Source organism: Micromonospora sp. NPDC049151 (assembly GCF_040648395.1).
Taxonomy (GTDB): Bacteria; Actinomycetota; Actinomycetes; order Mycobacteriales; family Micromonosporaceae; genus Micromonospora.
In genome coordinates this window covers 64446-82992 of record NZ_JBEZDP010000020.1, presented here as the reverse complement: position 1 = coordinate 82992, position 18547 = coordinate 64446, and the positions used below count along the sequence as shown (strand labels likewise).

Here is an 18547-nt window from a genome sequence, read left to right as displayed (position 1 = left end):
TCCGTGCGTGGCCGTACTCGACGAGGCAGCGCAGCGTACCCGCACCCGCCTGCGGGGCACCGCCGTCGGATTCGCCGCCCTGTGGTGCGTCGCCCTAACCGCGTTCGTGGGCGTCAACCTCTGGGTCGGGCTGCGGAACCGGCCGTACCTGCTGGAGTACGGCAGCGACGCGGGTGACCGGTTCGGGACCAACGTCATGGTGCTGCTGTCGTGGCTCGGCATCGTCGCCACTGTCGGCCTCGCCACGTGGATCACAGCGCTGGTGGTGCTGGCGCGGACCCCCGACATGCACACAGGGCTGCGCACCCGGGTCCGCGTGGCGTCGGCGGCGGTGCTCGTCGGCACACCGTTGGTCACCGTCGCCGCGCTCGTCCTCGCGTACGCGCTGATCGTGCCGCGGATCTACGCGGGAGTGCGGTTCTGAAGACCGGGTTCCGTCCGTCTCCGGGAACAAGGACGTGACGGGTTCGGTCCGCATCCGGCCCGGCGAAACCGGAACCGCCGCTCGGCCACGAGCTTGATCAGGCCGACGCTCTACTACCGACTGCTAGTAGTTCCCCTAGGATGGCGACCGCATCTGGTCGGAGCGATGGGCGCCGGGTCCATGTCTCCCTGACGAAGGGATCAGCGGTGCCTTTCCCAGGGCGTCACCGGCTGCCGGCGCGCGGCGCGGCGCGGTGGCTGCTGCTCGTGTGGCTGGCGTGCTGTCCCGCGGTGTTCCTGGTGCTCGGGTTCGCCTCGCCCGCCGCCGCGCACTTCAAGCTGCTCAAGGTCGTACCGGCGGACGGCGCGCGCGTGGACGGCGCGGTCACGCAGATCCGGTTGACGTTCAGCGCCCCGGGCACCCCCACCGGGGCCGGCTTCCGGCTCTCCCGCGAGGGTGCTGCCGTTCCGGTGACCAGTCACACCCCCGACGACGGCCGTACGTGGCTGGTGCACCCGGCCACCGCGCTGACCGGCGGGCAGTTCACGTTGCGCTGGAGCGTGGCCGCCCCGGACGCCCACCCCCTGACCGGCGACGTCACCTTCACCGTGGCCCCGGCAAGCGCGACAGCCACCCCCCGGCACAGCAACGGTCCACCCGGGCATGCCGGTCACGGTGCGCCGGCGCCTCCCTCGGCGTCGCCGCCGGTCCACTCCGGCGGGCACACGGTGGGGTACACCGCCGACGCCGACCGGGGTTCGGTGCGCTTCGTCGGCGCGACGGGACGGTGGCTGTCCTACGGGGCGATCCTGCTCGGGGTGGGCGGACTGGTCTTCGCGTTGACCACGTTGGTGGGAACGCGCGGCGACATCCGGCTGGTCCAGGTCTGGGTCCGGGCCGCCGGCCTGACGGTGGTGGCCGGCACGCTGCTCGAACTCGTCGCGCTGGCGGCGGCGTTCAGCGTCGAGGGCACTCTCGTCTCGGCGTTCGGTGTGGACGCGGTGACCGCGCTCAGCCGTACGCCGGTGGCGGCCGGGCTGGGCCTGCGGTTCGTCGGTGCGGCCGGGCTGCTCGCGGCCGGTTCGCTGGAGGCGGCGCTGATCCGGGGCCGGCACGCGGTCGGGCGGCACGCCGTGGCGACTGTCGCCGCGATCCCGACCGCCCCTCGCCCGCTGGTGGTGCCGCCCGCCGGTGGCGCGAACGGCGACGAGGCGCAACGGGTTCGCGCGCGAGCGGCGCGGCCGGTGCTCCTCGGTGTCACGGTGGCGCTGCTCGTGGGGTCGTTCCTGTTCGACGGGCACACCGTCACCGCGCGACCGCGGGCGATCGTCGTGGCGGCGGATGTGGCGCACACCGTCGCCGCGGCGGTGTGGGTCGGCGGGGTTCTGCTCCTGGCGGCCCTGCTGCTGGGTCGTGCGCGTCTCGGTGTGCCGACCGGCGCCGCGGAGATGGCGGTGCGGTTCTCCGTTCCGGCCACGGCGGCGGTGGCGCTCACGGGTGTCGCCGGTGTCGCGTTGACAGTGGCGATCCTGGACCGGCCGGGTCACCTGGTGAGCACCGGCTGGGGCCGGATGCTCCTGGTCAAGGTCGCGCTGGTGGCGGTCGTCGCCGTCGTCGGGCTCTACAACAGCAGGCGGGTGGTGCCCCGGCTGGACGATCCCACGCCGGACGGGATGCGTCGCCTGCGCCACACGGTGCTGGCGGAGGCGACGCTGATGGTGGCCGTCCTGATGACCACCGCGCTCCTGGTCAACGCCGGCACGTAGGCGGCGCTCACCGGGGGTCGGGGCCTACAGGCAGAACAGGAGGCCGGTCACCACGCCGACGCCCAGGGGCGCGGCCAGGGCGGTCGAGGCGAGCACGGCGCGGGCGAGAACCTCGCGGCGGTGCGGGCGGCCCTGGAGGCGCTGGAGCCGGACGGCCACGTCGGCACCGGCCATCGAGAGCGCGGACGACGGGTGCGGCGCACCGGCGAAAGCCAGCAACGCGTCGCGTACGGCGGCCGGGCCGCATTCGCGGACCGCCGCGGCGTCGGCGCGCAGCTCGACGAGCAGGCGCACGGCCGCGGGGGCCTGCCGGGTCAGGGGCAGCCACGGTACGGCCGCCGCGAGCCCTTCCACCGCCGCCACCAGGAGATGGTGACGCTCCCGCAGGTGTGCCCGCTCATGGCTGAGCACCGCGGCGAGCTGGTCCGGCGGCAGGTCACCGGCGGCGCTGGCCAGGACCGTCAGCCCGCCGGATCCGGGGAGGCTGTAGGCCATCGGCGTCGGGTGGGGGATCCAGAGCACCGCCGCCCCGCCCTCCTCCGACCGGCCACCGGCGAGGGTGAGCAGGTCGGCGTGGGCGCGGCGAGCGCGGTGGGCGCGCACCGCCCGGCGGGTGCACGTCACCGTGAACCGGGCGAGCACGGCCAGCACGAGCAGTGCTCCCGTCGCCCCTGCGATCTCGTCGACGGCGGGTGGCCGGCTGGGTTGCGCCCAGTGCCAGCAGATGCGGGCGAGGTCGTGCAGCGCCCACTGCCGGGTGCTGGCCGGGGCGAGGAGCATCACGGTGGCGAGGACGAAGGTGGCGATCACCGCGACGATCAGGCCGAGCCAGCCGAGCAGCATCGCGACGGGGTCCGCGACGTGCCGGAAGCACAGCCGCAGCGCGGCGGGGCCACACCAGGCGACGACCGTCGCGCCGGTGACGAGGGCGAGCGCGAGGCTCACGCCTCGGACTCCCGCTCGTCGAGGACCTGCCGCAGGATGTGCAGTTCGTGGTCGGAGGCGGACCGGGCGAAGTGCAGCAGCACCAGGTCGGGATGGCTGCTCGTCTCGACGACCCGGCGCAGCGTGCGCGCGATGATCTCCTCACGGGTGCCGGCGGCACGGTAGCGGTAGGCCTTGCCGTCCTTCTGCCGTACGGCCCAGCCCTTGCGGTGCAGGTTGTCCAGCACGGTGAGGACAGTCGTGTACGCCAGTGCCCGGCCGGTGGTCACCGCGTCGAGGACGTCGCGCACGAGCACGGGCTCGGGGGCACGCCACAGGACGTCCATCACCGCCGACTCGAGTCTGCCCAGTTCCGCCACGCGCTCTCCCTTCGTGCCGGACAGGGTACGTCAGGTGTCGTGGCGGTGCGGCCGGTCCCGGCGCCGTGGCCGGGGCCGGCCGCACCCGGCACGCTACAGGCGGTCGAGGATCTTCTGCAGGGTCTGCACCTCGGCGGCCTGATCCGAGGCGATCCTGGCGGCGAGCGCCTTGGCCTCGGGGTTGCGGCCGTCGGCCTGTTCGGTCCTGGCCATGTCGATGGCACCCTTGTGGTGGGCGATCATCATCTCGGCGAACATCTTGTCGAACGCGGTGCCGTTCGCGGCAGTGAGGCCCGCCATCTGCTGCTCGGACATCATGCCGGGCATCCCCGGCATGCCGTGCCCGGGCGTGGCGCTCATGCCGGGCATGCTGTGGTCGCCGGGCAGGTCCGTGGGCTTCCCCCAGGCCGTGAGCCACCCCTTCATGGTGGCGATCTCCGGATCCTGCGCCGCCTTGATCCTTGCGGCCAGGTCCTTCAGTTCGGGGTCGCTCGCGCGCGTCGGGGCCAGGTCGGCCATCGTCACCGCCTGCTGGTGGTGCGGGATCATCATCTGGGCGAACATCACGTCCGCGTCGTTGAATGTGGCGTCGGCCGAGGCGGAGGCGCCCGCCGTGGAACCGCTGCCGGTGCCGTGCGTCATGCCGCCGGTGTCGTCCCCGCCGCCGCAGGCGGCGGTCGCGAGCAGGGCGGACAGGGCGACGCCCGCGAGGGCGGCGCGGCGCAGGATGGTCGGTCTCATCAGGTACGTGGTCCTTGTCGTGAGGTGTGCCGGAACGGAGTCGTCGGATCCGGGCGAGGCGCCGGACCGTGCTCTCCTCACGTACGCAGGACCGTCACGGCTCGCAGTCGCAACCCGATGGGCCGGCGGGGTGGACCCCGGTCCCGGCCGGGCAGGTGTGATCGGGGGCCGGTCGGCGCGCCGGCCCCGCGGCGGGGCCGCCACAGCAGGGACATGGCGCCGAGGACGAGGGCGCCGCCCAGCACCGCCAGGCACACGGTGAACACGTGCGTCCCCTCGCGGTGCCCGGGCGAGCCGTCGTCTCCGTGCGCGGCATCGGGAGCGGTGGCGGCGTGGCCGGTGCTCCCGTGTACGGCGCTCGCGTGGGCGGCGTCGAGCCCGGCCGGGTGGCCGAAGGTGTGCATGCCGAACACCCCGAACGTCACGGCGACGAACAGCGCCAGCCGCAGCAGCGGGTGAGCGCGTCCCATCCCATTCCCTCCGCACGTCCGGCCCGGCACCAGCATCTACTACAGGCGCATAGTAGATGGGATATCACAGCGGACGGGCACGGGGCGGGCGAACGCGTCCAAACGCGCTGCCAGGGAACGCCTACGTGACGCGGTAGGCGGTGTAGCGCACCCGGTCGGCCTCCCGGATCGCCGACGCGACGAAGACGCACTGCTCCAGCACGGCCAGCGCGGGCACCGACGTCTCCAGTCGTACGCCCAGGCGGAAGTAGTACTCGGCGGGGTCCACCGCGTCGCCGCGCAACAACGCCTCGAGGACCTCCGGGCGGCCGCTGCGGACGCCGAAGGTACGGAGGTAGACGTGGCCGCCGTCGGCGGTGCGCGCCGAGTAGCGCGTGTCGATCTCGATCGCGCCGTCGGGGCGGACCACCTGCCAGTCCGCGCCGCCGGGCAGGATGTCGGCCTCGAAGAGGCCGGTGACCCGGCCGCCGACGACGGGCACCACGCGCCGGTGGCCCGCGCGGGTCACCCCGTGATCCTCCAGGGCGCCGAGCCGCGCCTCCACCTCGAACGCGGCCTCCAGGCCGGGAACCGGCGGGTCGCTCGCCGGGCCCGGGCCGGCGGGTCGGCGCGTACTCATGGGGTGTCCTTGGTCTGCGCGAGGGCGTCGCGCAGGCGTTCCAACGCGGGCACCGCGGCGGCGAGGGCCGCCCGGTCCGCCGCCGGCAGGGTGGCCGCGGCGCGGGCGACCAGGTCTCCGCTCGCGAGGTCGAAGCGTGCGAACAGGTCGAGGGCCTTCGGGGTGGCCAGGACGTCGACGTGGCGGTGGTTGCCGGGACGGGGGCGGCGCTCGACGAGACCGTTGCCCTCCATCGTGGTGAGCAGGTTGCTCACAGTGGATCGGCTCAGGCGGAGCCGTTCGGCCAGCTCACCGGGGCCGGCCACGGTGCCCCGTGGCAGCGCCCGCACGATCTCGATCTGCGCGTCCGGGATCTCCGGCAGGTGCTCGGCGGCGCGGGCGGCGGCGAGCAGCGTGCGGCGTAGCGGTGAGATCACCGACGCCAGTCGCGCCGCGTCCAGCCCGGTCGGCTCCGGGCCGGTCACGGCAGGACGCCCGAGAAGACCGTCGGCGTCAGGGAGGCCCGTTCGTTGAGGTCGGCGGGCAGGAAGCCGGCCGCCTTCTTGTACCCGGTGGCGATCTCGATCAGCTCCTGCGGCGGGATGACGTCGTGGATGTGCGCGAACCCGTCCGGCGCGCGCTCGCGGGCGAGCACCATCACCTGTTCCGGGCCCTGCCGCCGGTTGCTCAGCACGAGCGCGGTGGTCGCCGGCCGCCGGTCCGCCTCGTAGGCGTCGAGCGCCGCCCGCACCGTCCGCGCGGTGGCGAGGTGAAAGGCGAGGGTACGCGCGTCAAGGATCGCCTGCGACGCCCCGTTGGAACCGTTCGGATACATCGGGTGCGCCGCGTCGCCGAGCAGCGTCGCGTTCCCGTGGGTCCACGCGTCGATCGGGTCACGGTCCACCATGGGGTATTCGAGGATCTCGTCGGCGGCGGCCAGCAGCTCCGGCACGTCGAGCCAGGGGAAGCGCCAGTCCGCGAAGAGCGAGACGACCGGCGCGGGGTCGACCGCCCGGTTCCAGTCCGCGTTCGGCCCGGCGAAACCGGGCCCGCGCCGCTCGGCGACGACGTTGATCAGGCCGGCGCCGATCGGGTACGCGACGAACTTCTGTTCGGCGTCCCCTGCCATGATCATGGTCCGCCCGTCCAGGAATCCGGGCGCCCGTGCCGTCCCCCGCCACAGCGTCAGCCCGTTCCAGAGCGGCGCTCCCTCGGCGGGCTGATGCTGGCGGCGCAGCGCGGAATGGATGCCGTCCGCTCCGACGATCAGGTCACCCGCGACGCTGACCTCCCCCGCCGCCGTCTCGAAGCGCGCGACGCCGTCGCGGACGCCGACGAGCCGGTGTCCGGTACGGACCGCGTCGGCCCCCAGCCGTTCCCGCACCACGGCGAGCAGTTCCATCTGGAACCGGCCACGGTGCACGGAAAGCTGCGGCCAGCGATATCCGGCGTCCAGCCCGCGCGGCTCGCTCCAGATCTGCTGACCGTACCGGTTGTAGTAGGCCAGTGTGCCGGGTGCGGCGCCCAGCCTTTCCACGCGTTCGCCGAGGCCCAATTCGGTCAATTCACGAACGGCGTGCGGGAGCAGATTGATGCCCACGCCGAGCGGATGCAGCGCGGCGGCGCGCTCGTAGACGGTGATCTCACGGAAGCCGGCCCGGTGCAGGCTGAGCGCGGTGGTGAGGCCACCGATACCAGCGCCCACGATCACGATCGCCAAGTCGTCGCCCCCTCCGCCACCGCACCACCAACCGCACAGTTTGGTCACAAAATCGTCGCTCGTCAAGACGCATTCACATCGATGCCGGACCACTCTGATCGCACCGCGATCCGCCTTATCGGAATTCTTGACAATCAATCGTTTCTGCATGACGCTGATCGACGCGGTCGGATGCTTCACCCCGCTGGGCCGGCCCCACTCCCGAGGTTGCACAAAGGCTGCGCACGGAAGGGCTCGTCCATGAAGAAGGCCACCGCCCTCGCTGTTCTCGCCGGCGTCGTGATCGCCCTGACCGGGTGCACGGACTCCGATGCCACCGATCCGTCCCCCGGGGCCAGCGGCGACCTGCGGAAGGTCCGCGTGGCGGCGCTGCCGATCAGCGAGACCGCCGCGCTGTGGGGCGGCATCAAGGCGGGCATCTTCCGGGAGCAGGGGCTCGATGTGGAGGTCGTGCCCGCACAGGGCGGCGCGCAGGCCATCCCGGCCCTGATCAACGGCGACATCGACTTCGCCATCGGTCAGCCGTTCGGCCCGTTCCGCGCCGATCTGCAGAACCTCGGTGTGGTGATCATCGGCAACTACGCGTCGTCATACGCCGACGGCGACGACATCAACGCCGTACTGGCGTCGGCGAAGTCCGGCATCACCCGGCCGGCCCAGCTCGCGGGGCGCAAGGTCTCGGTGAACAGCCTGGGCGCCGCCGGCGACGTCACGATCATGGCGGCGGTCGAGAAGGACGGCGGCGACCCCACCAAGGTCAAGTTCGTCGAGGTGGCCTTCCCGGACGCCCCGGCCCAGCTCGCCGCCGGCAACATCGACGCCGCCTGGGTGACCGAACCGTTCATCACCCAGATGCGCAAGCGCGGTGACGTCCTCGTGGTCGCCCCCTATCAGGCCACGGTGCCAGGTCTCACCACCCTGACCACGATCACGTCGAGCAAGCTGACGGACTCCGACGCCGCGCTGGTAGCCGACTTCTCGGCGGCGATGAAGAAGACGCTCACCTGGGCCAAGGATCCGGCGAACGAGACGGCCCTGCGGCAGGCCATCAAGGACAACCTCGAACTACCGGACGCGGTGGCGGACTCCGTGCGGCTCCCGGCGTTCGGCTGGGAGCTCGACCGGCCCGGCCTGGAGCAACTGGCGACCCTCGCCCAGAAGTACCGCGTCCTCGACCGGCGGCCCGACTTCGACCGCCTCGTCCAGCAGCAGTAGCCGGCCGATGCGCAAGGTCCTGCTGGGTGCCGCCGGCCTGCTGGGGTTCCTCGCCGTCTGGCAACTGCTCCCGACGCTGGGACTCGTCGACCCGCACTACCTGCCGTACGCCACCGACGTGTTCGGGCGGCTGGCCGAGGAGGTCCGCGACCTGGCGTTCTGGCGGCGGATCCGGCTCACCATGACGTCGTGGGCGATCGGACTGACAGTGGCGACGCTCGCCGCGGTGACGTTGGGGACTGTGGTCGGGCTGGTGCCGTTCCTGCGTCGCGCGACGCACACGACAGTCGAGTTCCTGCGGCCGGTGCCGTCGGTCGCGCTGATCCCCCTCGCCGTGCTGATGTTCGGCCTGCAGATGCGCGCCGCGCTCGTCATCATCGTCTACGCGGCGTTCTGGCAGGTGTTCGTGCAGGTCATCTACGGGGTCGCGGACGTCGACACCGTCGCCCGGGACACCGCTCGCAGTTTCGGCCTGACCCGCCTCGAGCGCCTGCGGTATCTCGTCCTTCCGACCGCGCTGCCGTACCTGATGACCGGTCTGCGTCTCGGCGCCGCCGTCGCGCTCATCCTGGCCGTCACCGCGGAGATGGTGATCGGCAACCCCGGTCTCGGGCGCATGATCGAGCTGTCCCGCTCCACCGGGGACGCCGTCGGCCTGTACGGACTCGTCGTGGTCACCGGGCTCCTCGGCCTGCTGGTGAACGTCGTCTTCCGCTTCGCCGAACGCCGCTCGCTGGCCTGGCACCAGTCGGTGCTCGCGGACGGGGCAACCCGGTGACCGCCCTCGGCGCGGGCCGGGCCGGCCGTCGCGGCCTCGGCATCCGGGTCGCCGAGAACGTCCTGTTCGCGGTCGGGCTTCCCGTCGTGGCCGTGGTGCTCTGGGCCGTCTGGTCCACCCGGTCGGCGAACCGGTTCCTCGTCGGCCCCCGTACGCTCCTCGACGCGTTCCGGCAGACCTGGATCGGTCCGGCGTTCGTCGACGACGTGCTGCCGAGCGTGTACCGGCTGCTGATCGGCCTGTTCGCGTCGGTCCTCCTCGGCGTCGCCGCCGGCGTCCTCATCGGCCGGTTCCGCCCGCTACGCGAGATCCTCGAACCGCTACTGGAGTTCTTCCGCGCGATTCCGCCACCCGTGCTGATCCCGGTCGCGATGCTCCTGCTCGGCATCACCGACACCATGAAGGTCGTCGTCATCGTGTCCGGCGCGATCTGGCCGATCCTGCTGAACACGATCGAGGGTGTCCGGGCGACCGACAGCGTGATGCTGGAGACCGCGTACTCGTTCCGGATCTCCCGGTGGGACCGGCTGTGGCTGCTGATCCTCCCGGCGGCGAGCCCGCGCGTCATGACCGGCGTACGCCAGGCGCTCTCGGTGGCCCTGATCCTCATGGTCATCTCGGAGATGTTCGCGTCGTCCGCCGGCCTCGGATACCGGATCGCCTACTTCCAGCGGAACTACCTGATCGCTGAGATGTGGAGCGGCATCCTCCTGCTCGGCCTCATCGGCGTCGTCCTCGCCGTGCTCTTCGGTGTCGCCGAACGCCGCGTCCTGCGTTGGTACCACGGAATGAAGGAGGTCACCCGTGCCTGACGGGAGCCCTCTGCTGCGGGTCGAGCACCTGCGGAAGGTCTACGCCTCCGGCCGGGGCGAGGTCGAGGCGATCGGGGACATCAGCTTCACCATGAGTCCCGGTGAGCTGCTGTGCGTCGTCGGTCCCTCGGGCTGCGGGAAGACCACTCTCCTGAAATGCCTGGCCGGGCTCCTCCGGCCCACCAGCGGCCTGGTCGAGATGGAGGGATCACCGGTGACGGGCCCGAGCCCGGCGATGGCTGTGGTCTTCCAGGAGTACGGCCGCAGCCTCTACCCGTGGCTGACGGTCCGGGGCAACGTGGAGCTTCCGCTTCGCCACAAGAAGCTCTCCCGCGCCGCACGCGGCCGGTTGGTCGCCGACGCCCTCGACGCGGTCGGACTGCCAAGCTCGGCGCGGAGCCACCCGTGGCAGCTCTCCGGCGGGATGCAGCAGCGGGTGGCCATCGCGCGCGCCGTCGCGTACCAGCCGGAAGTGCTGATCATGGACGAGCCGTTCGCCGCGGTCGACGCGCAGACCCGCGCGGACCTGGAGGATCTCGTCCGTGACCTGCACCTGACGCGCGGGATCTCCACCGTCTTCGTGACGCACGACATCGACGAGGCGGTCTATCTGGGCCAGCGCGTGCTCGTCCTGTCGAACTCACCGACCCGGGTGCGGGAGGACCTCGTGATCGACCTCCCACGGGAACGCGACCAGCTCACCACCCGGGCCCTGCCCCGATTCACCGAACTGCGGACCCACGTCTACGAGCAGATCCAGCGGGCCAAGCGCGGGCCGGCCGCGACGCCGCACCCGGCACCGTGACCGCACCTCGCCGGGTCACGTAGCAGGCGTACGGACGCGGGCCGGTGGTCCCGTCCGCACGGGTCCATCGGCCGTGCCCGCATCGATCGTCGCGGATCTATGGTCGAGGCGACGGACCGATGGAGGGCGGAAGCATGATCGAAACCCTGGTGGCGAACGGCCTCACGGCGTTGAGCGGCTACGACTCCTTCGGCCAGGAGCAGATCGACGGGATCGTGAAGAAGGCGTCGGTGGCCGCGCTCGGCCGGCACGCCGAACTCGCGATGCTGGCGGTCGAGGAGACCGGTCGCGGCGTGTTCGAGGACAAGGCGGTGAAGAACATCTTCGCCTGCGAGCACGTCACCAACCACATGGCCGACGTCCGCACCGTCGGGGTGATCGCCCAGGACGACATCACCGGCATCACGCAGATCGCCGAGCCGGTGGGGGTGGTGGCCGCGGTGACGCCGGTGACGAACCCGACCTCGACCACCATCTTCAAGGCGCTGCTGGCCCTCAAGACCCGCAACCCGGTGATCTTCGCCTTCCACCCGGCGGCGCAACGCTGTAGCGCGGAGGCGGCCCGCACGGTGCGCGACGCCGCCGTCGCCGCCGGCGCGCCGGAGCACTGCATCCAGTGGATCGACGAACCGTCGGTGGCCGCGACGAACGAGCTGATGCGCCATCCCGACGTCTCGGTGGTCCTGGCGACAGGTGGCAACGCCATGGTCCGGGCCGCCTACTCCACCGGCAAACCGGCGCTCGGTGTCGGCGCCGGCAACGTCCCCGCGTACGTCGAGGCGTCGGCCGACGTCGCCCGCGCGGTGAACGACGTGGTGCTTTCCAAGGCGTTCGACAACGGCATGATCTGCGCCTCCGAGCAGGCGGTCATCATCGACGACGCGATCCGGCCGGCCGCCCTCGCCGAGTTCCGGCGCCTACACGCCCACATCGCGACGCCGGAGGAGAAGTCGCTGCTGGAGAAGCTGCTCTTCGGCTCCGGGAAGCTCAACCCGGACGTGGTCGGGCAGCCGGTGACCTGGATCGCCGAACACGCCGGCTTCCCGGTCGCCCCGGACGCCTCGATCATCCTGGTCCCGGTCGACCGGGTCGGCCCGGCCGAGCCGCTGACCCGGGAGAAGCTCTGCCCGGTGCTCGCCCTGCTGCCCGCCACCGGTCACGACCAGGCCTTCGGGTACGCCGAGCAGATGGTCGAGTTCGACGGCCTGGGCCACAGCGCCGTCATCCACACGCGGGACGCCGACCTGGCCGAGGCGTACGGCCGCCGGGTCAAGGCCGTCCGGATCATCTGGAACGCGCCGGCCTCGCAGGGCGGCATCGGCGACATGTACAACGCCTTCCTGCCGTCGCTGACGCTGGGCTGCGGAAGCTACGGCCACAACTCGGTGTCGCACAACGTCACGGCGGTCGACCTCATCAACGTCAAGCGGGTCGCCCGGCGGACGAACAACCTGCAGTGGTTCAAGGTTCCGCCGAAGATCTACTTCGAGCCGAACGCGATCCGCTACCTCGCCGACATGCCCGACGTGCACCGGGTCACCGTGGTGACCGACCACACCATGACCAGACTGGGGTACGTGGACCGCGTGCTGTCCGTGCTGCACCGCCGCCGCGAGCAGGTGGCCCTGCAGATCATCGACGACGTCGAGCCGGAGCCGAGCGTGCGCACCGTCGACCGGGGCGCCGAGTCGATGCGCTCGTTCCGGCCGGACACCATCATCGCGCTCGGCGGCGGTTCGGCGATGGACGCCGCCAAGGTGATGTGGCTGCGCTACGAGCACCCCGAGGTGGTCTTCGCCGATCTGCGGGAGAAGTTCTTCGACATCCGCAAGCGCGCCTTCAAGTTCCCCACCCTCGGCGCGCTGGCCCAGCTCGTCTGCATCCCCACCACCTCCGGCACCGGAGCCGAGGTCACCCCGTTCGCGGTCATCACCGACACCGCGTCCGGCAAGAAGTACCCGCTCGCCGACTACGCCCTCACGCCGAGCGTGGCGATCGTCGACCCGATCCTGGCCGCCGACCTGCCGGCGGTGGTCACCGCGGACAGCGGCTTCGACGCGCTCACCCACGCGATCGAGTCGTACGTGTCCGTCTACGCCAACGACTTCACCGACGGTCTGGCCCTGCACGCCGTCCGGCTCATCTTCGGCAACCTCGCCCGGGCCGTCCACCACGGCGCCGCCGACCCGGTGGCCCGCGAGAAGATGCACAACGCCGGCACGATCGCCGGCATGGCGTTCGGCAGCGCCTTCCTCGGCATCGTGCACGCCATGTCGCACACCCTGGGCGCCACCTTCCACGTCGCGCACGGGCGCACCAACGCGATCCTGCTCCCGCACGTCATCCGCTACAACGGCACCGTGCCGAACAAGCTCACCGGCTGGCCCAAGTACGAGACGTACCGCGCGCCGCAACGCTTCGCCGACATCGCCCGTACCCTCGGGCTTCCCGTGACGACCGACGCCGAGGCGGTCGAAGCCCTGGCCACGGCGATCGAGCGACTGCGCGACGAGGTCGGCATCGAGCCGTCGTTCGCAGCGGTCGGCGTGGACGAGCGGGCCTTCCTCGCGGCGCTACCGCAACAGGCGCTGAACGCCTACGAGGACCAGTGCGCGCCGGCCAACCCGCGGATGCCGATGCTCGGCGACATGCAGGAACTGATGCGCGCCGCGTACTACGGACCGGCGGCCGCCGGCTGACCCGCCGGTGACCGCCGCCTCGCTCAGGAGGGAGAGGTCATGAAGGGAACAGTGCTCCAACGGCCCGGACGGTGGCTCACCTGGGGAGCCACCGCGATCGAGGTGGACGCGGCGCTGCCCGGTGACGAGTTCCTCGCCGATCCGGACGTCGTCTCCACCCGGGCGATCACCATCGACGCGCCACCCGAGGCGGTCTGGCCGTGGCTCGTGCAGATGGGCAGCGGTCGCGGCGGCGCCTACACCTACGACTGGATCGAGAACCTGTTCGGGCTCGACATGCACAGCGCCGACGCGATCCTGCCGCAGTTCCAGCAGCTCGCCGGCGGCGACGAACTACCGCTCGGCAAGAACGGGCCGGCCATGCGCGTGGAGATCCTCGACCCGCGCCGGACGCTGGTGTTCCGGTCCGCCGACGGGGCCTGGGTGTGGGGCTTCCACCTGCGACCGGACGGCGCGGGTACCCGGCTGATCAGCCGCAACCGGATCTCCCTGGCGGGGCGTCCGGGACCGGGCCGGGCCGCGTACCGGATGGTGATGGAACCGGGCAGCCTGGTCATGGAGCGCCGGATGCTGCTGGGCATCAAGCAACGCGCGGAAGGGACGTCATGAACGTGCCCGGTCGGCGCGTCGCGGTCGCCATCGAGGGCCGAAGGTCCTTCGGCTTGCGGCCTGCGGCCCCCGGTGGCCGGGCCCGGCTGGGCCTAACCTGGATCCGGACATGACGAGATCAGTGAAAGGAAGCACGGTGACCGCGGTCGAATCCGAAATCCGTACGCTCGCCGAACTCGACGACACCGAACTCGCCCGTCTGGACGCGTGGTGGCGGGCGAACAACTACCTGACCATCGGGCAGATCTACCTGCAGGGCAACCCGTTGCTGCGCGAGCCCCTGGCGGCCGAGCACATCAAGCCGCGCCTGCTCGGCCACTGGGGAACCAGCCCCGGCCTGTCGCTGATCTACGCGCACGTCTCCCGGCTGATCCGGCACACCGGCCAGCAGGCGATCTACCTGGCCGGTCCGGGTCACGGCGGGCCGGCGCTGGTGGCCGCCGGCTATCTGGAGGGCACCTACAGCGAGATCTACCCGGACGTCAGCCAGGACGAGGCCGGGATGCTGCGCCTGTTCCGGCAGTTCTCCAGCCCCGGTGGTATCCCGTCGCACGTGTCGGTGACCACCCCGGGCTCCATTCACGAGGGCGGTGAGCTGGGCTACGTCCTGGTCCACGCGTTCGGCGCGGTCATGGACAACCCGGACCTGCTGGCCATCGCGGTGGTGGGCGACGGTGAGGCCGAGACCGGGCCGCTGGAGGGCTCCTGGAAGGGGGTGTCCTTCCTCAACCCGGAGCGCGACGGCGCGGTCCTGCCGATCCTGCACCTCAACGACGCCAAGATCTCCGGTCCCACCGTCCTGGGACGCAAGGACCCCGAGGAGGTACGCCACCTGCTGCGGGGCCACGGCTACGACGTCATCGAGGTCGAGGGCTCCGACCTGCCCGGCATGCACCACCGCTTCGCCGCCGCCCTCGCCACCGCCTGGACGAGGATCCGCGACATCCAGACCGCCGCCCGGGACGGTTCCTGGGACGGCACCCGCCCGACCTGGCCGCTGATCATCCTGCGGTCGCCGAAGGGCTGGACCGGCCCGGACACCGTCGACGGGGTCACCGTCACCGGGACGTGGCGCTCGCACCAGGTGCCGCTGTCCGGCGTCAAGGACAACCCGGAGCACCTCGCGCTGCTGGAGCGATGGCTCAAGTCGTACCGTCCGGAGGAGTTGTTCGACTCCACCGGCACGCCCGTGTCGCTGATCCGGGACCAGGCCCCCGACGGTGACCTGCGGATGAGCGCCAGCCCGCACGCGAACGGCGGCCTGCTCACCCGGGACCTGGACCTGCCGGACTTCCGTTCCTACGCGATCGAGGTGCCCCAGCCGGCGCAGCAGCGGGCCGAGTCGACGCGCAAGCTGGGCGAGATGATGCGCGACATCTACACGCGCAACGCCGACCGGTTCCGGTTGTTCTGCCCGGACGAGACGAACAGCAACCGCCTCGGCGGCGTCTTCGACGTCTCCGACCGCGCCTTCATGGAGCGGGTGACCCCGGAGGACGTGGCGATCAGCCGCGACGGCCGGGTCATGGAGGTGCTCAGCGAGCACAACTGCCACGGTTGGCTGGAGGGCTACAACCTGACCGGCCGGCACGGCATGTTCGCCACCTACGAGGCGTTCGCCATGGTCAGCGCCTCGCAGACGGTGCAGCACGGCAAGTGGTTGCAGGAGGCCAAGCATCTGCCGTGGCGCGCGAAGGTGCCCAGCCTCAACGTGCTGCTGACCTCGACGGCGTGGCGCAACGACCACAACGGCTTCTCCCACCAGGGGCCGGGCCTGATCCAGGTGGTGCTCACCCAGCGCGGCGACGTGGCCCGGGTCTACCTGCCGCCGGACGCCAACACCCTGCTGTCGGTGGCCGACCACTGCTTCCGGTCGCGGTCGTACATCAACCTGATCGTCATCGACAAGCAGCCGCAGCTGCAGTACCTCAGCATGGACGAGGCGATCGAACACTGCGCCCGCGGCGCGGGGATCTGGGAGTGGGCCGGCACCGACGACGGCACCAGCGACCCCGACATCGTCCTCGCCTGCGCCGGTGACGTCGTCACCATGGAGACGGTCGCGGCGGCACAGATCCTGCGCGACCGGCTGCCCGGTCTGAAGGTGCGCGTCGTCAACGTGGTCAACCTGATGACCCTGGTCCGGCCCAAGGACCACCCGCACGGCATGAGCGAGACCCTGTTCACCGAGCTGTTCACCGATGACGTGGACGTAGTCTTCTCCTTCCACGGCTACCCGGGCGCGATCCACCAGCTCGTCCACGGCCGCCCGGACGCGGACCGGTTCCGCGTGCGCGGCTTCATCGAGCAGGGCACGACCACCACCCCGTTCGACATGACGGTGCGCAACAAGGCGTCGCGCTACCACCTCGTGATGGACGCCATCAACAACGCCAAGCGTCTCCCGCGCGGCGCGGCGGACCTCAAGGCGTGGTGCCGCAGTCAGCTCGACCGCCACGAGGCGTACGTGGTGGAGCACCTGGAGGACATGCCCGAGGTCCGCGACTGGTCCCTCGGCGACTGGGCCGCACGCGGCTGAGTCCGGCGCGGACGGTGGCGCCGGACGGCTGGCGCCACCGTCCTCACGGTGCCGGCGGCGGCACAGTGACCGCCGTCAGAAGACGCGCGTACGGCGCGCGCCGGACGCAAGAACCGCGATCGGGCCGACGGCGCCGTCCCGTCCCGGCTGCCGGGGCTCGCCCGTCAGGTCGACGTCCATGACGGCGGGGCTGCCGTCCGCCTCCTCGAACTCCGCGTCGGCGCAGCGGACCCGTTCCAGGTCCCGGCCGGTGACCACACCGACACGTGCCGCGTCGAACGCGTCGGGGAGATCGGTGACGAGCCAGACCCCGTCACCGTCGTCGACGACCGTCGCCGTCGCAACGCCCAGCACCCGTGGCTCGGGCTCACCCTCGAACGGGCGGGCTCCCGCGGCGTAGGCGTTCGCGCGGGCGTACACCGGTTGTCTCACCTCGACGTACTTCTGCTGGTCGCTCGGCGGCTGGTCGGCGAGGCGGGCCAGGTACTCCTCGAACGACGCGGGATGGCCGTCGTATCCGGCGGTGCCGGCCGTCGGTGGCCCCTCACCCTCCGCACCCGCGCCGTAGGCAGCGCCCGGGTCGCCGCCCAGGAAGAGGTTGCCCACGTACCTGTCGTCGCCGCCGTAGATCACCGCGTACCCGGCGACCTGCGTGCTGTGCGGCAGGTGGTACGGCGTGGCGCGGTCCAGCACCGGCTCCAGCCGCACGGTGCCGCAGATCAGGTTGCAGACGAAGGCGCCGCCCTGGCTGAACAGCTCCAGCGAGGCGGGCGAGCCGAAGATGTTGTGCTCGACCAGGTAGGGGCCGTGGCTGACCTCGACGAAGAGGTCCCGGCAGTTGTCGTGGTAGACGTTGCGCGACAGCCGGGTGCCCTGCGCCTGCCAGTCCAGCCAGGTGCCGAGCGAGCAGCCGTGGATGCGGTTGTGCCGGATCACCACGTCGATGGCGGCGTGCAGCTTGATGCCGGCGATCTCGTACCCGTAGAACTCGCGCTTCACTCCGATGCGGTGGATGTGGTTGTCCTCGATCGTGGAGAACGCACATCCGAGGTGGCCCACAATCGCGTTCTGGCCGCAGTCGTAGATCGTGTTGCGGCGGATCAGGTGCGAGCCGACGTGCTCCCGGTCCCACCCGATCCGGCGGGCTGCGAAGACCGACTCCACCTGGTACTGGTAGCCCGGCTTGTCACCGCGCAGGGCCGAGAAGTTCTGCCCGGTCGATCCCTCCTTCCCGATCGAGATCGCCGCGCACTTGGCGTCGTGGATCACGTTGTCCTCGATGACCCAGCCCTTCGCCCAGCCGGGTCCGATCAGGCCCGGCTGGTCGGCGGTCGGCGGCGCCCACGGGCTGGCCGCGTGCGCCAGCTCGAAGCCGCGGACCGTGATGTAGTCCAGGTGCGGCTGTTCCGGGTAGAAGACGCTGCGGCGTACGTTGATCTCGACCAGCTCCGTGTTCGGGTCGGCGCCCTGGAAGTTGGCCCAGATCGTCGTCCGCTCGCCGACTTCGGCGAACCAGACGAGCCGGGTCCGGTCGGGATCGCCTATCGCATGCGTCACCCGGGTCCAGTCGTCGACGATCTCGGTACGCCGGGGCGGATCGTCGACCTCCGCCCGGCTCCCCACCTCGAAGAAGCTCACGCCGTTCAGGTAGACGTCGCCGAGATGCCGGCGTGGCGCACCATCGCGGTAGACGATCCAGTCGCCGGTCACCTCCTCGGCGAACGGGTTGAACGAGCCGAACAACACGTTGTCGACGACCGCCTGCCACACCGTCCCGCCGAGCGGCTCCCAGCCGGTGACGCGTTCCGATCCCTTGATCACCACGTGCTCGCCGGGCGCCGCCTCGTAGGTGATACGGCGGGAGTCGCTGAGACCGCCGTGGCGTGGCTTCACCCACTCCCGGTACTCCCCCGCGTGCACCACCACCGTGTCACCGGGCTGCGCGACGCCCGCCGCCCGGTTTATCGTCCGGAACGGCCGCTCGGCGCAGCCGTCGGCGGAATCCGAGCCGCTGATCGCCACATGGAACACGGATGTCATCGGGGAGCCCTCCTCGTCGATTGATGG

Annotated in this window: 17 protein-coding genes; 9 read left to right on the top strand and 8 right to left on the bottom strand. The window is 71.5% G+C overall.

All coding sequences use genetic code 11. The features are described 5' to 3' along the window. Positions 1 to 7 precede the first annotated feature (7 nt). Positions 8 to 424, top strand: coding sequence for a hypothetical protein (locus AB0B20_RS21925; RefSeq protein ID WP_357472958.1), 417 nt, complete (start codon positions 8 to 10; stop codon positions 422 to 424). Between the two features lie 206 nt (positions 425 to 630). Continuing rightward, entirely contained in the window at positions 631 to 2190 is a 1560-nt protein-coding gene (locus tag AB0B20_RS21920; protein WP_357472955.1) for a CopD family protein, read from the top strand. A gap of 24 nt (positions 2191 to 2214) precedes the next feature. Here AB0B20_RS21920 and AB0B20_RS21915 read toward each other — a convergent pair whose 3' ends face one another. The 7 genes from AB0B20_RS21915 to AB0B20_RS21885 all read right to left on the bottom strand — a co-directional run bounded on the left by AB0B20_RS21915 (position 2215) and on the right by AB0B20_RS21885 (position 7203). Beyond that, positions 2215 to 3135, bottom strand: a complete 921-nt coding sequence (locus tag AB0B20_RS21915; protein ID WP_357384760.1) for a M56 family metallopeptidase — start codon at positions 3133 to 3135, stop codon at positions 2215 to 2217. Beyond that, positions 3132 to 3494 (bottom strand): BlaI/MecI/CopY family transcriptional regulator, encoded by a 363-nt coding sequence (locus AB0B20_RS21910; RefSeq protein WP_357384758.1) that lies wholly within the window; start codon positions 3492 to 3494, stop codon positions 3132 to 3134. Before AB0B20_RS21910 ends, AB0B20_RS21915 begins: the two co-directional genes overlap by 4 nt. Positions 3495 to 3587: 93 nt before the next feature. Further along, positions 3588 to 4235: a DUF305 domain-containing protein gene (locus AB0B20_RS21905; RefSeq protein ID WP_357384756.1), complete on the bottom strand. Its 648-nt coding sequence runs from the start codon at positions 4233 to 4235 to the stop codon at positions 3588 to 3590. Between the two features lie 77 nt (positions 4236 to 4312). Further along, positions 4313 to 4705, bottom strand: coding sequence for a DUF6153 family protein (locus AB0B20_RS21900; protein ID WP_357384754.1), 393 nt, complete (start codon positions 4703 to 4705; stop codon positions 4313 to 4315). A 121-nt stretch (positions 4706 to 4826) separates the two neighbouring features. Continuing rightward, positions 4827 to 5324, bottom strand: coding sequence for a DUF3237 domain-containing protein (locus tag AB0B20_RS21895; RefSeq protein WP_357472952.1), 498 nt, complete (start codon positions 5322 to 5324; stop codon positions 4827 to 4829). Next, entirely contained in the window at positions 5321 to 5788 is a 468-nt protein-coding gene (locus tag AB0B20_RS21890) for a MarR family transcriptional regulator (RefSeq protein ID WP_357472947.1), read from the bottom strand. Before AB0B20_RS21890 ends, AB0B20_RS21895 begins: the two co-directional genes overlap by 4 nt. After that, the gene (locus tag AB0B20_RS21885; RefSeq protein WP_357472944.1) at positions 5785 to 7203 is read right to left on the bottom strand and encodes a flavin-dependent oxidoreductase; all 1419 of its coding nucleotides are present in this window, start codon (positions 7201 to 7203) and stop codon (positions 5785 to 5787) included. The genes AB0B20_RS21890 and AB0B20_RS21885 overlap by 4 nt, the downstream gene beginning before the upstream one ends. 60 nt (positions 7204 to 7263) lie before the next feature. Between AB0B20_RS21885 and AB0B20_RS21880 the strand changes: the two genes are divergently transcribed. The 7 genes from AB0B20_RS21880 (at position 7264) to AB0B20_RS21850 (ending at position 16480) form a co-directional block, all read left to right on the top strand. After that, positions 7264 to 8238: an ABC transporter substrate-binding protein gene (locus AB0B20_RS21880; RefSeq protein WP_357472939.1), complete on the top strand. Its 975-nt coding sequence runs from the start codon at positions 7264 to 7266 to the stop codon at positions 8236 to 8238. Positions 8239 to 8245: 7 nt separating this feature from the next. Next, positions 8246 to 9016 carry an ABC transporter permease gene (locus AB0B20_RS21875; protein ID WP_357384744.1) on the top strand — a complete coding sequence of 257 codons (771 nt, stop codon included), beginning with the start codon at positions 8246 to 8248 and terminating at the stop codon, positions 9014 to 9016. Then, positions 9013 to 9828, top strand: a complete 816-nt coding sequence (locus tag AB0B20_RS21870; protein ID WP_357384742.1) for an ABC transporter permease — start codon at positions 9013 to 9015, stop codon at positions 9826 to 9828. The genes AB0B20_RS21875 and AB0B20_RS21870 overlap by 4 nt, the downstream gene beginning before the upstream one ends. Further along, entirely contained in the window at positions 9821 to 10633 is an 813-nt protein-coding gene (locus tag AB0B20_RS21865; RefSeq protein ID WP_357384740.1) for an ABC transporter ATP-binding protein, read from the top strand. Before AB0B20_RS21870 ends, AB0B20_RS21865 begins: the two co-directional genes overlap by 8 nt. 134 nt (positions 10634 to 10767) lie before the next feature. Then, a complete protein-coding gene (adhE, locus tag AB0B20_RS21860; RefSeq protein ID WP_357384737.1) occupies positions 10768 to 13332 on the top strand; it encodes a bifunctional acetaldehyde-CoA/alcohol dehydrogenase in 2565 nt (854 codons plus the stop codon). A 39-nt stretch (positions 13333 to 13371) separates the two neighbouring features. Further along, the gene (locus AB0B20_RS21855; RefSeq protein WP_357472936.1) at positions 13372 to 13941 is read left to right on the top strand and encodes an SRPBCC family protein; all 570 of its coding nucleotides are present in this window, start codon (positions 13372 to 13374) and stop codon (positions 13939 to 13941) included. 136 nt (positions 13942 to 14077) lie between these two features. Then, positions 14078 to 16480 carry a phosphoketolase family protein gene (locus AB0B20_RS21850; RefSeq protein ID WP_357384733.1) on the top strand — a complete coding sequence of 801 codons (2403 nt, stop codon included), beginning with the start codon at positions 14078 to 14080 and terminating at the stop codon, positions 16478 to 16480. 75 nt (positions 16481 to 16555) lie between these two features. On the opposite strand, the gene AB0B20_RS21845 is transcribed toward AB0B20_RS21850, so the two are convergent. Further along, a complete protein-coding gene (locus AB0B20_RS21845; protein WP_357384731.1) occupies positions 16556 to 18520 on the bottom strand; it encodes a right-handed parallel beta-helix repeat-containing protein in 1965 nt (654 codons plus the stop codon). Between the last annotated feature and the right edge of the window lie 27 nt (positions 18521 to 18547).